This window comes from Actinomadura fibrosa (assembly GCF_900659615.1).
In the GTDB taxonomy this organism is placed as follows: domain Bacteria; phylum Actinomycetota; class Actinomycetes; order Streptosporangiales; family Streptosporangiaceae; genus Spirillospora; species Spirillospora fibrosa.
On record NZ_CAACUY010000100.1, the window covers coordinates 1 to 14,036 of the forward strand.

Consider the following 14,036-nt stretch of genomic DNA (forward strand, 5'->3'; position numbering starts at 1 on the left):
CGCGCGCCGCGGCCCGGCCCTCCTCCAGCAGCCCGAGGACCTGCCGCGCGTACCCCGCGTACACGGCCCCGGCGGCGGTCAGCCGCACCCCCCGCCCGACCCGCCGGACGAGCGGGACGCCGAGCTCCCGGGTCAGCGCCGCCACCGCCGCCGACACCGCGGACTCGGTCACGTACAGCTCCCGCGCCGCCGAACGGACGGAGCCGGTGTCGGCGAGCGCCACGAGCGTCCGCAGCCGGTTCTCCGTCACAGGCGGCCTCCTGGTTGAAGCAAATGCTCAAGCTTCACCGTAGAACACTTGATGGACAGCGCAAGTGTTGTCGGGTCACCCTCGGAGCGTCCACGGTTCCACGTGACCGGGACGCGGCGCCCGCCCCCTTCCCCTGGGCATGCCGTCCTTCGCGGGGCGGGCGCCGCGTCCCGCCGGTCGGCAGAGGAGAAGCGGCGATGAGCGCGGGCAGATGGTCGGCGGGCGTGATCCCGTACGCGGAGATGGGCTACTGGCGCCCGGACTACCAGCCGAAGGACAGCGACATCCTCGCCGCCTTCCGGATCACGCCCCAGCAGGGCGTCCCCCCGGAGGAGGCCGGCGCGGCCGTCGCGGGCGAGTCGTCCACCGCCACCTGGACCGTCGTCTGGACGGACCGGCTCACCTCCTACGAGAACTACCAGGCCAAGTGCTACCGGGTGGAGCAGGTACCGGGCCAGGAGAACCAGTTCATCGCCTACATCGCCTACGACCTCGACCTGTTCGAGGAGGGGTCGATCGCGAACCTGACCTCGTCCATCATCGGGAACGTCTTCGGGTTCAAGGCGCTCAAGGCGCTCCGCCTGGAGGACATGCGGATCCCGCCCCACTACGTCAAGACGTTCCAGGGGCCGGCGCACGGCATCGTGATGGAGCGCGAGTACCTCGGCAAGTTCGGCCGGCCGCTGCTCGGCGCGACCGTCAAGCCGAAGCTCGGCCTGTCGGCCCGCAACTACGGCCGCGTCGTCTACGAGGCGCTGCGCGGCGGCCTCGACTTCACCAAGGACGACGAGAACATCAACTCGCAGCCGTTCATGCGCTGGCGCGACCGCTTCCTGTACTGCATGGAGGGCGTGAACAGGGCGCAGGCGTCCACGGGCGAGGTCAAGGGCCACTACCTCAACGTCACCGCCGCGACGATGGAGGACATGTACGAGCGCGCGGAGTTCGCCCGCGACCTCGGCAGCGTCATCGTCATGATCGACCTGACCATCGGGTACACCGCGATCCAGTCCATGGCGAAGTGGGCGCGCAGGAACGGCCTGATCCTGCACCTCCACCGCGCCGGGCACTCCACCTACACGCGGCAGAAGAACCACGGCGTGAGCTTCCGCGTCATCGCCAAGTGGATGCGCCTGGCGGGCGTCGACCACATCCACGCCGGGACGGTCGTCGGCAAGCTCGAAGGCGACCCGAACAGCGTCGCCGGGTTCTACGACACCCTCCGCCTCGACAAGATCGCCGCCGACCCGGTCAAGGGCCTGTACTTCGACCAGGAGTGGGCCTCGCTGCCGGGGACGATGCCCGTCGCGTCCGGCGGCATCCACGCCGGGCAGATGCACCAGCTCCTCCACTACCTGGGCGAGGACGTCGTCCTCCAGTTCGGCGGCGGGACGATCGGCCACCCGATGGGCATCGCCGCCGGCGCCGCCGCCAACCGCGTCGCGCTCGAAGCGATGATCAAGGCGCGGAACGAGGGCCGCGACTTCCTGGCCGAGGGCCCCGACATCCTCCGCAAGGCCGCCAAGCACAGCCGGGAACTGGACGTGGCGCTGTCCACCTGGGGCGACATCACGTTCACCTACGAGTCCACCGACACCCCCGACGTCGTCGAGACCCCTGTGAGCGTGTGACATGAGGATCACCCAAGGCACCTTCTCGTACCTGCCCGAGCTCACCGACGACGAGATCACCCTCCAGGTCGCCTACGCCCTGGACCGCGGCTGGCCCTGCTCCATCGAGTTCACCGACGACCCACACCCGCGCAACTCCTACTGGGACATGTGGGGGCTGCCGATGTTCGACCTCACCGACCCGGCGGGCGTCCTGTACGAGGTGAAGGAGTGCCGCAAGGCCTACCCGTCCCACTACATCCGGCTCAACGCCTACGACGCGAGCTACGGGCGGCAGACCACGGCGCTGTCGTTCATCGTGCAGCGCCCGCCCGAGGAGCCCGGCTTCCGGCTCGACCGCGAGGAGACCTCCGACCGGCGCGTCCGCTACCGGATGCACCCCTACGCGCTCGACCGCCCCGCAGGCGACCGCTACGGGCTCGACCGTCCCGAGGGCGACCGTTGAGCGACAGGCTCGGGTTCGGTATGCGCCCGTCCGAGAACGGTTCCCCGGTGGTTCCTCTCGACGACCCCGCCACCGGGGAACCGCTACCGGACGGTAAGGCACCGGACCCGCTCCCACCCGACGCGCTCATCGACCTCGCGAAGGAACGCGCCGAATCCCACGCCGACGAGGTCCTGGACGCCCTGGACGCCGAACTGGTCGGGCTCGTCCCGGTCAAGACCCGCATCCGGGAGATCGCCGCGCTCCTCCTCGTCGACCGCGTCCGCGCCCGCTTCGGCATCGACTCCGGACGTCCCAACCTGCACATGTGCTTCACGGGCAGCCCCGGGACGGGCAAGACGACCGTCGCCGTCCGCCTGGCGGAGCTCCTGCACCGCCTCGGCTACGTCCGCAAGGGCCACCTCGTCTCCGTGACCCGCGACGACCTCGTCGGCCAGTACGTCGGCCACACCGCGCCCAAGACCAAGGAGGTCCTCAAGAGGGCCATGGGCGGCGTGCTGTTCATCGACGAGGCGTACTACCTGTACCGGGCCGAGAACGAGCGCGACTACGGCCAGGAGGCCATCGAGATCCTCCTCCAGGTCATGGAGAACCAGCGGGACGACCTCGTCGTCGTCCTCGCCGGCTACAAGGACCGCATGGACTCCTTCTTCGCGTCCAACCCCGGCATGAGCTCCCGGATCGCCCACCACATCGACTTCCCCGACTACGAACCCGCCGAACTGGAGGCCATCGGGCACCTGATGATGGACCGTGAGGGCTACCAGCTCGCCCCCGAGGCCGAACCCGTCTTCCGCGACTACCTCGACCGGCGCCGCACCAGGCCCCGCTTCGCGAACGCCCGGTCCGTCCGCAACGCCATCGAACGGGCCCGGCTCCGCCACGCGAGCCGCCTCCTCGCCGACGGCGGCGAGGTCGACCGCGCCGCCCTCACCACCCTCCGCGCCGAGGACTTCCTGGCCAGCCGCGTGTTCACCTGACCCACAACCGCTACCGGCCGGTAGGGCAAGCCCTCAAGAGTGCGATCGTGCTCACACTCGTTCCAGGGATGCACCTCCACATGTCCTAGTGTTGGCACCATCGACATGACGATGTGGGGGAGAAGTTGCTGAACCCTGAGGATCTGTACGAGCTCGACACCGACATCCCGGAAATGACCGGGCCGGTGCTGCTGCACAGCCTCGACGGCTTCGTGGACGCCGGCTCCACCGGGCAGCTCGTCCGCGAGCACCTCCTGGAGGCCCTGGAGCACCGCGTCATCGCCCGCTTCGACGTCGACTCGCTGATCGACTACCGCGCGCGCCGCCCGAGCATGACCTTCGACCGCGACCACTGGGCGTCCTACGACGCCCCCGAACTGGTCGTCCGGCTGCTCCGCGACGACGTCGGCAGCCCCTTCCTCATGCTGTCGGGCCCCGAACCCGACCGGCTCTGGGAGGGCTTCACCGGCGCCGTCGTCCACCTCGTCGAACGGCTCGGCGTCGAGCTGGCCGTCGGGTTCCACGGCATCCCGATGGGCGTCCCGCACACCCGCCCCGTCGGCCTGACCTCGCACGCCACCCGCCCCGAGCTCGTCACCCGCAACTCCTGGTTCGACAAGGTCCAGGTCCCGGGCAGCGCCGCCGGGCTGCTGGAACTGCGGCTCGGCGAGGCCGGGCACGACGCCCTCGGCCTCGCCGTCCACGTCCCCCACTACCTCGCCCAGTCCGCCTACCCGGCCGCCGCCCTCGCCGCACTGGAGGCGATCGTGGCCGCCACCGGCCTCGTCCTGCCCACCGAGCGGCTCCGCGAGGCCGCCGCCCGCACCGACGCCGACATCGCCGAGCAGGTCGAGGGCAACGACGAGGTCGAGAAGGTCGTCCACGCCCTGGAGCAGCAGTACGACGCCTTCGCCGGCGCGTCCGAGCGCGAGAACCTGCTCGCCGAGGCCCAGGACATGCCCACCGCCGAGGAGCTCGGCGCCGAGTTCGAGCGCTTCCTCGCCGAGCAGGACGGCCCCGAGACCCCCTCCTGACCTGGAGGCCCCGGGGGGCTGGGAGCCGCCCCCAGGGGCCTGATCCGGTATATCCCCGCGACCGCTGGGTAGGCGGACCGCAGGGGGTTACCGATGAACGCCAACACCACGACGCCGGTCGCCGCGTCCCTCGCCGGCGCACCGAACCTGTGATCACCATCGACTCCGGCGACGCCGCGCTGCCCGGCGACCTGACCATCCCGGACGAGGCGACCGGCATGGTCGTCTTCGCGCACGGCAGCGGCAGCTCCCGGCACAGCCCCCGCAACCGCGCCGTGGCAGACGGCCTCAACGCCGCCGGCGTCGGCACCCTCCTCATCGACCTGCTCACCGAGCACGAAGGGCAGCTCGACGCCGTCACCGCCCACCTCCGCTTCGACATCGAACTGCTCACCATGCGCCTCATCGGCGCCGTCGACCGCCTCGCCGAGGGCTTGGAATCGGCCCCCGTCACCGCCGGCCTCGCCATCGGCCTCTTCGGTGCCAGCACCGGCGCCGCCGCCGCCCTCGCCGCCGCCGCGGCCCGCCCCGACAAGATCGCCGCCGTCGTCTCCCGCGGCGGCCGCCCCGACCTCGCCGGCCCCTCCCTGCCCCGCGTCCACGCCCCCGTCCTGCTGATCGTCGGCGGTCAGGACACCGAGGTCCTCGACCTCAACGAGCGGGCACGCAAGCGCCTCGACCACGCCGAACTCCACGTGATCTCCGGCGCCACCCACCTCTTCGAGGAACCCGGCGCCCTCGAAGAGGTCACCACCCAGGCCGCCGAATGGTTCAACCGCCACCTGTGACGCATCGTCACCGCCCGCCCGGGGCAGCATGACCCCATGGCCGACGTCATCGTCGTGGGCGCGGGCCCGGCGGGCTCCGCGGCCGCGTGCCACCTCGCCCGCGCCGGACTCGACGTCCTCCTCCTGGAGAAGACCGCGTTCCCCCGCGAGAAGGTCTGCGGCGACGGCCTCACTCCCCGCGCCGTCCACGAACTGATGACCCTCGGCATCGACCTCACTACCCCCGGCTGGTTCCGCACCGAGGGCATCCGCCTCACCGGCGCCGGCCGCACCCTGGAGCTCCCCTGGCCCGACGGCGCCTTCGGCCTCACCCGCACCCGCGCCGACCTCGACGAACTCCTCGCCCGCAACGCCGTCGCCGCCGGCGCGACCCTCCTGGAGAACACCAAGGCCACCGCCCCCCTCCTCGACCACACGAACCGCGTCATCGGCGTCCGCACCCCCACCTCCGACCACCACGCCGCCCTCGTCGTCGCCGCCGACGGCGCCTCGTCCCGCCTCGCCGTCGCCCTCGGCCTCCGCCCCCGCGCAAACCGTCCCATCGGCGTCGCCGCCCGCCGCTACTACCGCAGCCCCCGCCACGACGACGCCCACCTGGAGATCGACTTCGACCTCGCCCCCGCCGGCTACGGCTGGATCTTCGGCATGGGCGACGGCACCTGCAACGTCGGCGTCGCCTTCCTCCGCACCGCCCACGCCGACTACCGCCGCCTCCTCGACCAGTGGCTGGCCCCCCTTCCACCCGAATGGGCCCTCACCCCCGCCAACGCCACCGGCCCCGTCCGCGGCGCCGCCCTCCCCATGGGCTTCAGCCGCCAGCCCCACTACGTCCCCGGCCTCCTCCTCACCGGCGACTCCGGCGGCATGATCAACCCGTCCACCGGCGAAGGCATCGCCTACGCCCTCCAAGCCGCCCGCCTGGCCGCCGACACCATCACCACCGCCCTCTCCCGCCCCACCCCCGGCCAACGCGAACGAACCCTGTACGGCTACCCGTCCACCCTGAAACAGGCCCACGGCAGCACCTTCACCCTCGGCCGCGCCTTCACCGCCGCCCTAGAACACCCGTCCGTGATGCGCCTGGCCACCCGCCAGGCGCTCGCCCACCCATCCCTGACGCACTTCGCCCTGAAAGCCCTGGGCGACTTCCCAACCCCCACCACCCCGCGCCTCCCCGACCGCCTCGCAGCAGCCCTAACCAAGATCACCCCACCCTCCTGACCGCAGCCCACGGCCGCCCCGTCCCGTTTCGCGAACGCCCCCACGAACCGGGTACGCTTTCCCGGTCACGAGCACGCGGGCGCGTAGCTCAGGGGTAGAGCACTCGCCTTACAAGCGAGTGGCCGCAGGTTCGAAACCTGCCGCGCCCACCACCAAAAAGACCCCGTTCCAGGTGAAGGGAAGCGGGGTCCCATGCCATTAGCCCACGGGTGCGAGGCCTCATGAGGCATTAGCCTCCCGCACCTCACTCTTAGATAGGCCGGAGCTAGTCCGGCACCGCCCGCCGTCCCAGCTCCACCCGAGACTGGGGGACGTTGCCACGAATACGAGCGTTGATAGGCCCGATGACGCCGTGCGGCACACCTGTCCCGAGAGCCTCCGTCATCTTCTCGGCCAGCTGCGTGGGGCTTGGCGCCTCTATGAGCACCCACCAGGCCGTGCAAGGCATCACCGCCCACCAGCGCAAGGTGTGGCTACCGAACCACACCGACGAGCCGGGGAAGCGACGCTGCAGGGTGAGGACGGCGGCCGTGACGTCGTCAGGGACGCGTCCGCCAGCCCGACTCATGACGATGGCTGTCGCGGCGTGGGGTCGGCGATGAAGGCCGTGATCTGCTCGGCGGCGCCGTCCACGTCCGAGACCGGGTGCAGGTTGTCGACGCGCCACCAGGAGAACTGTCCTTTGGTCTTGCTGATGACGACGTAGCCGATGACCTCCAGAGCTGTTCCGCCCGGTCGCGCAATCGTCAGCCCTGGAATCGCGTCACGCATCTGTACGCAGACTCCACGCCTGGCCAGAGCCCGGCAGAGGTCACCCAGCAGCCGAAGCTCGGTGTCTCGGGACATGTTGAACTGCATCACTGCCCTCGTTCCGTTGGAAGGCAGAGCCGGTGACGCGGGAGCCCACCCGGTCGCCGCGCGTGATCACAACGGGGTTGGCATGATCACACGTGGAGCACCCTCGACCGCGCCACCGGCCTGCCGATTGGGATGTCTTTCGACCGTCAGCAAGACCGGTCACGGGCGGTCATTGGCCACCAGCAGGCCCGGCAGGCTGCGGTGCAGATGGACGCCCAGACCCAGCTTGAGCAAAACCGCGTACAGCTCCATCAAGAGCGGCAACTCGTCCTGGTGATGGCTCACGATGCCGCCTCCTGCCGCTCCGGTTCGGAGCCGGTACCCAGACAGTCAGGGCAGTCGTCCTGGCGCCTTTCGGCCGGGACGCCCGCGACGTGTCCGGGCGCCAACGTCCGTCGCGACACCCGCCGCTTGAAGCCGCGTCCGCCGCAGGAGGTGCAATCGCTCGCCATGACGCAACCGTGCCAACGAACCACGTCGCGTCACGAGGCCACGATCATCTCGTCTCGGACGTCAACGTCTTGCAACTGTCTCGACTTTGTCTCGTCTTCTGTCGCACGACGGTTCTAGCCTGAGGACGTCACAGAGAGGACGGGCCGGTGACCTCCCAACCGATCCTGCTTCAAGTCGTCATCCGCGAGCGGCGCCTTCACCGCTACGGGACCTTCCGCGCCGCCTACAACGAGGCCGCCAAGAAGATCTCTCCCGAGTTGACCGACACCGCGCCGAGTCGCGCCCAGCTTCACCGCTGGACCTCCGGCGGACTCAAACGGCTGCCCTACACCGATCACTGCCGCGTCCTTGAGGCGATGTTCCCCGAGTGGACGGCGGACGAGCTCTTCGCCCCGTGCCCGCCCGAGGTCCTGGCGGACGAGCCCACGGCCTATGGCGTCATCGACGAGCGCTCCGAGCTGGAGTCGACCGCCGACCGCGTCAGCAGCGCCAGCCATGCCGACGTCACCGCCGTGTTCGCCACTCGCGCCGAGTTCTCGTTCGCCCACCCGCCGCATGCCCTACTGGACGGCGCCACCACGATCCGAGCCGCCGGCCTGTCGCTCAACATGCTGTGCCAGCAGTACCCCGACCAACGCCTACACCGCCTCATCGAGAACGGCACCACCTTGCAAACTCTCTTCCTCGATCCGGAGGGTCAGGCGATCCGAGCCCGCGAGAAGGAAGAGGGATACACCGACAACCACCTCACCACACTGACCCGCCTCAACATCGAAGTCCTCACACGTCTACGCAACCGCCTGTCGTCCGAAGCCCGCGACCGCTTGGCCATCGCCGTCTACGACGAGACGATCCGGTTCAACATCACGCTCATCGACGACCGCCTATGCGTCATGCAGCCCTACCTACCGCAGGCACGAGGCGTCGACTCGCCCACCTTCCTCGCCGAGCGCAACTCGACCGGCACCGGCCTGTATGGGACCTTCGAAGAGATCTTCAACTCGCTATGGGAACGAGGCCGCACCGTATGACCGACGCACCCGCATCGCTGCTTCCCGTCGCGCTCAAAGCGGCCGAGATCGCCAGTGACCTAGTGCGCACCCGCGTCCCCGGCCTCCTCACCGCCAAGGGCGACCGCGACATGGCCTCCGAAGTCGATTACGCGGTAGAACGTGCCGTCCGTGACTACCTCAAAGAGCGCACACCCGACATCGCGATACTCGGCGAAGAAGAAGGCATCACCGGCGACACAACCGGTGATCTGCTTTGGGCCATCGACCCCGTAGACGGCACCGCCAACTTCGTCCGCAGCATCCCTCTATGCGGCTTCTCACTTGGCCTCATCCAGAAGGGCCGCCCAGTCGTAGGCGTCATCGACCTACCCTTCCTAGGCACCCGCTACCACGCCGCCCAGCACACCGGCGCCTACGTCGGAGACCGCCGCATCCAATCCAGCGCCACCACCGAACTCAAAGACGCCATCGTCGCCATAGGCGACTACGCAGTAGGCGAAGGCGCCGCAGCCAAGAACCGCCTCCGCATCGCCCTGACCGAGCGTCTGGCCGCCAACGTCCAACGCGTCCGCATGCTCGGCTCAGTCGCCATCGACCTCGCATGGGTAGCCGAAGGCAAACTAGACGCAAGCATCACCCTGTCCAACAAGCCCTGGGACACAGCCGCCGGCGTAGTGATCGCCCGCGAAGCCGGAGCCAAAGTAACCGACCAAGACGGCACCGCCCACACCTTCACCTCAACCGCTACAGTCGCCACAGCAGCAGCAGTCGCCGAGGATATCTCTTCCCTGATCACCGCAACAGCCCAACACATATCCAGTCGCTAATGCGTCCAGGAAGGCTTCACCTAGCCTGCTGAGAGGGGCGGTCAACTCCGTGCGGCGCGCACAAGTAACCACCCGTGGCGGACCGGGGTGTGCCGTGCGGAGAAGAGTTCCCTTGTTATCTATGACAGGCAGATGACGCAAGACTTTGGGGCAGTGCTCAGTCGACTTAAATGTTACAAAAGAGAGTTAATCCCCTTGATGATTTGCTCTACCGAATTGGCTGCACTCAACGCATCACCGTCAGTTAGTGATTGAAACTGTCCGGGATTTGCCGGGTCGGCGTCACAGCTATGCACGATTCGATTTCTGCGATTTACGGCAACGCTAAGAGTGGTCTTCATTTGCTCGGCATCCACTCCGAACGCGGTGGACCATATCTTGCGGATACCGACCATCGCAAACGCCCTGGAGATATCATCGGGTTTTTGGAATGTTTCCCTGCCAAGTCGCTCTGCGATGTGAGATCGGGCTCGAAGTTCTAGATCCACCGGCGACGGTGCGGCAAGCATGTCGCTCACTGCCCCAAAGTGAAGCCCTACCTGCGTCGCACTGCCAGGCTGGCGTCGTCCCGTGAGGATCTCGACGGCATAGTCCAGGACCATGCCATGCACATAGGTATCTACAGCCGCTATGGCTTGCACTAGGGCAGCACGGTACATGTCTGTTGCGTCGATGCGTCCAACTGTTATGCTCGCGAACGACTGCCCTAATCCTACTAGCTCCCGCGCCCGCCCGATGTTTTCCTCGAATTGTCGGTATCGCCAGGAACTCAAGGCTCTAGTTCCCGCCTTGAGTCAACTCGATGACCTTACTTGCAAGATCCTCGAATGTCTGTCGGAAGTTGGCAATGCTGTTCTCGGTACTTCCCCACAGCCGACCTTGGCGCCCCACATCCGCCTGCGTCAGAGCGAATACTGGCTTGCGGGATTGCTGTGAATGTGCGATTAGTGTGTTGAAGTCAGAGATCTGAGCCAATACATAATCGCTGTCCAAGCCAGCGCTTGTGTATGCTTCGGAGGGCAGAAGAATGTCTGCCTTGCTCAATGCGGGAACCAGAGTTTCCGCAACTGCGGCGTTCAGCTTATTGAAGTAATCCTGGAAGGCGCGCGTAGGTTTACCGCTCTTCAGCCGGAATCTCTGTACAAGTACTCCGAGAAACTTCAGATCTGGTTCGGGGAACGGGTAGTCGGCTTCGTTGAGGACTTCAAGCTTTGATGCCCTTCTGGCCCAATCCGCCCATCGGGGAACGATCCGAGCAAGGGAGTCGACAGCCATAACGGAGAATATGTCAGGGCTGCACGGCATAAGAAAGTAGTCAGCCGTGGCTACAAGGTTCTGATTGATCGATCCCAGGCCGGGACTTAGATCCAGTAGGATGATGTCGGCTCGGTATTTATCGGCTGTAATGTCAAACAGGTGAGCGAAGCTGCCCGGCAGATTCCGGAGCCCTTGTAGAGACTCAGAGAGCTGCTGTGCTATGCCGAGTGAAGTCTCGTCCTCGGCCAGTGCGACATGTCCCGGAATTAGGAAGAGCCCTCCACGGTTTGATACCTCGACACAGTCGACAGCGGTGAGTGGTACCGGCCTGGACTTGAAGGCTGGCTCTAGAGCATCCTTAAGGTTCCTTCCAGGGTTCTCAATATAGAAATCTTCCAGAGCATCTTCTCCGCTTAGGTCGAGAACCATGCCAGTCAAATTGCACTGTGGGTCGGCGTCAACCATGATAACCCGCTTGCCTTGTTCGGCGAGCATCCATCCAAGATTGAAGCACGTCGTGGTCTTACTCACGCCGCCTTTGTTGTTGAAGAGCGCAATCTTGGTTGCCATTTATTCACCCGATTCTTCATCGAATCCATGATATACGTCGGACGGTTGGCGGATACTCGACACCTGAAGATGTACCGCCAACCTGTTAGCACTGCTGCACTCACCCCTATGGGACAGGTTAGTCGTCCGCCTGTGCTGACGACAGGGCTAACGACAAGTTGGACTGACAAGAGCGGATGGCGCTCGCTGTACTGGTGACCTCTCCCGCGAGGGGTGTGCGAGCGGTGCTGTCAGCATGAGTGGGCGATCGGAGACTTGTCTGGGCGTGTGGAGCCTGGCCAGGCGACTCATGGGAGTACTTTCGGACGGCGCTCAACTTACTCGTAGCAGTGCCAAGCACTGCCGAATTGGGCTGGTTTGGATCAAGGGGCGGCGGCGCTTGGGCCGCTGCGCGGCCCCGCGCCTGGCCGCCCGGAGCGTGCGGCGTGGGCGCCGGTCACCGGACGGCCGCGCCGGGCCGCGCATCGCGATGCGCCAGCTCCGTCCGCCAGGCGCCGGCGGTCACGGAGTCGCGCCGCCGCCCTGGTCCCCACACGAAGCCGAGGTTCAAGCGCCTCCGGCGGGGGGCTCTGGCTCTGGGAAGCTCGGGGCGTGCTCGTGACGGTCGTCCGGGGTTGGGGATGCCTGAGCTTCCCGTCTGCCGCTGTCCCGATCGGAGATCCACCAGACCAGGGCCAGGGGGTGAAGGTCGTTCGTCCGGTGGGGCGCTCCACTTTCACCCCCTGGCCCTGGCCCGGCAGCGCGGAGCGCGGGACGACGGCAGACGGGAAGCTCAGGCGGGAGGGGGTGCGCGTGGCACGCAGGCGAGGGCGCTGTGCCATTCGCGTGCCATTGAGGCCCGTGTGATGCATGGTTCTGGGCAGGTCAGAAGCATGATCGAGCTGCGGTATCGGGGCCGGGCGCGTGCCATTAGGTCGTCTGGGCGGTGGGGACGAAGCGTCCGAGGGTGGTGGCCGGGTGCAGGTCAGGGGCGCCGTTCGGATCTTCACGGCTCCTTACAAGCGAGTGGCCGCAGGTTCGAAACCTGCCGCGCCCACCACCAAAAGCCCCCGTTCCCAAGTGAAGGAAACGGGGTCCCGTGCCATCGGCGTGCCATTAGCCCACGGGTGCGAGCCTTCCCGTGCGGGCTGGCCATCTTCCGCCCGGTGAACTTGCCGAGATTCCGCCGCAGGTGCGGGACGATCGCCCGTAGAGGCGTCACCGTCCTGCGGTTCTGTCCGGCTGCCCTCCGGCGGTCGCTGAGCCCGAGCCAACGCCCGGACGGCGCTGGCCTCCGCCGATAGCCGGGGATTGGCCACCCTGGCCGGGGAGCCGAGGTCTGCGGCGGACATGGTTCCGGTCGAGGTGAAGGGGCCGGGGATGACCACGCGGCGTCGCGGATAGGGGCGTTAGAACCGTGTCTTGTTGTTTGTGCGGGCGATTTGCCGGACGGCGTTCTCGGACACGCCCTCTGCTCCACGGAGGTCCGCGCCGGCCAGGTTCGCGCCGAACAGATTCGCACTGGAGAGGTCTGCGTTCCTTAGGTCCGCTCCGGTCAGGTCTGCGCGGACCAGATCTGCACGGGACAGCCGTACACCGGATAGGCGGGCCCTGGTGAGACGCGCGCCGAGCAGGTTCGCATGCGTCAGGTCTGCTGCGAATATGCCTTGGCCGGCCAGCTTCTCGCCGGTCAGGTCGGCTTCGGTCAGATCCGCGTAGGTCATGCTCGCGTTGGACAGGCGCGCGGCTGCCAGGTTCACACGGGTCAGGTTCGCGCCGCCCATGTTCGCATCGGCGAGATCCGTGCCGACCAGGTTCGCGTCAGCCAGGTTCGCGCCGACCAGATTGACGTGGGTGAGCTTCGCGGTGATGAGATTCTTGCCGTGGAAGTCGACGTTGCGGAGATCGATGACGACGCCCGTGAGCCGTGGGGCTCGCCTCATCACGGTCAGAGCCGATTCGACGTCCACGGCCAACCGTGTCTTGTCCGAGCCGGTCGGAGGTCGGTCTTGAGCGTGGGTGCGGACGTAGGCGGCCAGGACCTCGGTGATCGTGCGCCGGTCTCGTGGCGAGTCGTCCATCAGGCGTTCGAGGGCATAGATGCCTCCCATCCGCACCTCCGCCTTGTTCGACCCCAACTGCTCGACGGCCTTGGTGTAGCGGTCGGTGACCTGCCCCTCCTTGCTGGTCCGCAGATCGTCCTGCGCGGTCCGGACGGTGAAGGCGGTCGCGATGAGGCTGGCGGCGGTGAACACGACCCCGAACGCGATGCCGATGCTGTTGAGCGTTTGGTGGCGGGCCTGCCGTCCTTGGCCCAGCAGTTCCAGACGGTCCCTGGCGGGCAGCGCCGCCAGCTCGGCGGCAGTGGGCTCAGGTACTGCGGGCCGACGTCCCCACCAGCGCCGCTGCCTCGGGGCTGCCTCGCTACTCGCGCCATCGCCGGGCTCCGGCATCGCGTCCCCCGGATGAATGTTGGACCGTCTTATGAAGACGCTCGCACAGCGTGTCTTGCCGGCACCTGCGGACGAGCCCAACGGCCGCCTGTGGCCGAACATCGCCACGAGTCCCGTCTGGGCGCATCCGGCAGGCTGACAGGTGTGCCGTGCGAGTGGCGTCGTGATCAGAACAGGGCAAGTCGCCCCGGTCGCGAGCGTGGACGGCGACGACCTTGCCGTCGGTGACGGTGGTCAGGACGGTGCCCGCGGTGACCATCTGACCGCGCTGCCAGCT

General features: G+C 67.4%; 14 protein-coding genes and 1 tRNA gene. 9 read left to right on the forward strand and 6 right to left on the reverse strand.

The window, feature by feature from the left end:
* Nucleotides 1–250 (reverse strand): helix-turn-helix domain-containing protein (locus tag E1300_RS27830; protein WP_131760043.1); only part of this gene is annotated, 250 nt, incomplete at its 3' end.
* Between the two features lie 197 nt (nt 251–447).
* Here E1300_RS27830 and E1300_RS27835 point away from each other — a divergent pair.
* The 7 genes from E1300_RS27835 to E1300_RS27865 all read left to right on the forward strand — a co-directional run bounded on the left by E1300_RS27835 (nt 448) and on the right by E1300_RS27865 (nt 6,501).
* Nucleotides 448–1,881: a form I ribulose bisphosphate carboxylase large subunit gene (locus E1300_RS27835; RefSeq protein ID WP_131760044.1), complete on the forward strand. Its 1,434-nt coding sequence runs from the start codon at nt 448–450 to the stop codon at nt 1,879–1,881.
* Between the two features lies 1 nt (nt 1,882).
* Nucleotides 1,883–2,326, forward strand: coding sequence for a ribulose bisphosphate carboxylase small subunit (locus E1300_RS27840; RefSeq protein WP_131760045.1), 444 nt, complete (start codon nt 1,883–1,885; stop codon nt 2,324–2,326).
* Nucleotides 2,327–2,373: 47 nt separating this feature from the next.
* Entirely contained in the window at nt 2,374–3,306 is a 933-nt protein-coding gene (cbbX, locus tag E1300_RS27845) for a CbbX protein (protein ID WP_242619432.1), read from the forward strand.
* A gap of 125 nt (nt 3,307–3,431) precedes the next feature.
* The gene (locus E1300_RS27850; RefSeq protein WP_207399989.1) at nt 3,432–4,340 is read left to right on the forward strand and encodes a proteasome assembly chaperone family protein; all 909 of its coding nucleotides are present in this window, start codon (nt 3,432–3,434) and stop codon (nt 4,338–4,340) included.
* 149 nt (nt 4,341–4,489) lie between these two features.
* The gene (locus tag E1300_RS27855; protein WP_242619433.1) at nt 4,490–5,128 is read left to right on the forward strand and encodes a dienelactone hydrolase family protein; all 639 of its coding nucleotides are present in this window, start codon (nt 4,490–4,492) and stop codon (nt 5,126–5,128) included.
* Between the two features lie 36 nt (nt 5,129–5,164).
* On the forward strand, nt 5,165–6,349 hold the full coding sequence (locus E1300_RS27860; protein ID WP_131760047.1) for a geranylgeranyl reductase family protein: 1,185 nt from the start codon (nt 5,165–5,167) through the stop codon (nt 6,347–6,349).
* 77 nt (nt 6,350–6,426) lie between these two features.
* A tRNA-Val gene (locus E1300_RS27865) sits at nt 6,427–6,501 on the forward strand.
* A 412-nt stretch (nt 6,502–6,913) separates the two neighbouring features.
* Here E1300_RS27865 and E1300_RS27870 read toward each other — a convergent pair.
* The gene (locus E1300_RS27870; protein WP_131760048.1) at nt 6,914–7,207 is read right to left on the reverse strand and encodes a hypothetical protein; all 294 of its coding nucleotides are present in this window, start codon (nt 7,205–7,207) and stop codon (nt 6,914–6,916) included.
* 159 nt (nt 7,208–7,366) lie between these two features.
* On the reverse strand, nt 7,367–7,492 hold the full coding sequence (locus E1300_RS53540) for a hypothetical protein (protein WP_278045395.1): 126 nt from the start codon (nt 7,490–7,492) through the stop codon (nt 7,367–7,369).
* A gap of 314 nt (nt 7,493–7,806) precedes the next feature.
* Between E1300_RS53540 and E1300_RS27875 the strand changes: the two genes are divergently transcribed.
* Nucleotides 7,807–8,691, forward strand: a complete 885-nt coding sequence (locus tag E1300_RS27875) for a DUF5919 domain-containing protein (RefSeq protein WP_131760049.1) — start codon at nt 7,807–7,809, stop codon at nt 8,689–8,691.
* Nucleotides 8,688–9,500 carry an inositol monophosphatase family protein gene (locus tag E1300_RS27880; protein ID WP_131760050.1) on the forward strand — a complete coding sequence of 271 codons (813 nt, stop codon included), beginning with the start codon at nt 8,688–8,690 and terminating at the stop codon, nt 9,498–9,500. The genes E1300_RS27875 and E1300_RS27880 overlap by 4 nt, the downstream gene beginning before the upstream one ends.
* A gap of 173 nt (nt 9,501–9,673) precedes the next feature.
* Here the strand turns inward: E1300_RS27880 and E1300_RS27885 are convergent, their stop codons facing one another.
* From E1300_RS27885 to E1300_RS27895, 3 genes are all read right to left on the reverse strand, one after another.
* Entirely contained in the window at nt 9,674–10,018 is a 345-nt protein-coding gene (locus E1300_RS27885) for a hypothetical protein (protein ID WP_131760051.1), read from the reverse strand.
* Between the two features lie 259 nt (nt 10,019–10,277).
* Nucleotides 10,278–11,327: a ParA family protein gene (locus E1300_RS27890; protein WP_131760052.1), complete on the reverse strand. Its 1,050-nt coding sequence runs from the start codon at nt 11,325–11,327 to the stop codon at nt 10,278–10,280.
* A gap of 1,388 nt (nt 11,328–12,715) precedes the next feature.
* Nucleotides 12,716–13,861 carry a pentapeptide repeat-containing protein gene (locus tag E1300_RS27895; protein WP_242619435.1) on the reverse strand — a complete coding sequence of 382 codons (1,146 nt, stop codon included), beginning with the start codon at nt 13,859–13,861 and terminating at the stop codon, nt 12,716–12,718.
* Nucleotides 13,862–14,036: the final 175 nt, after the last annotated feature.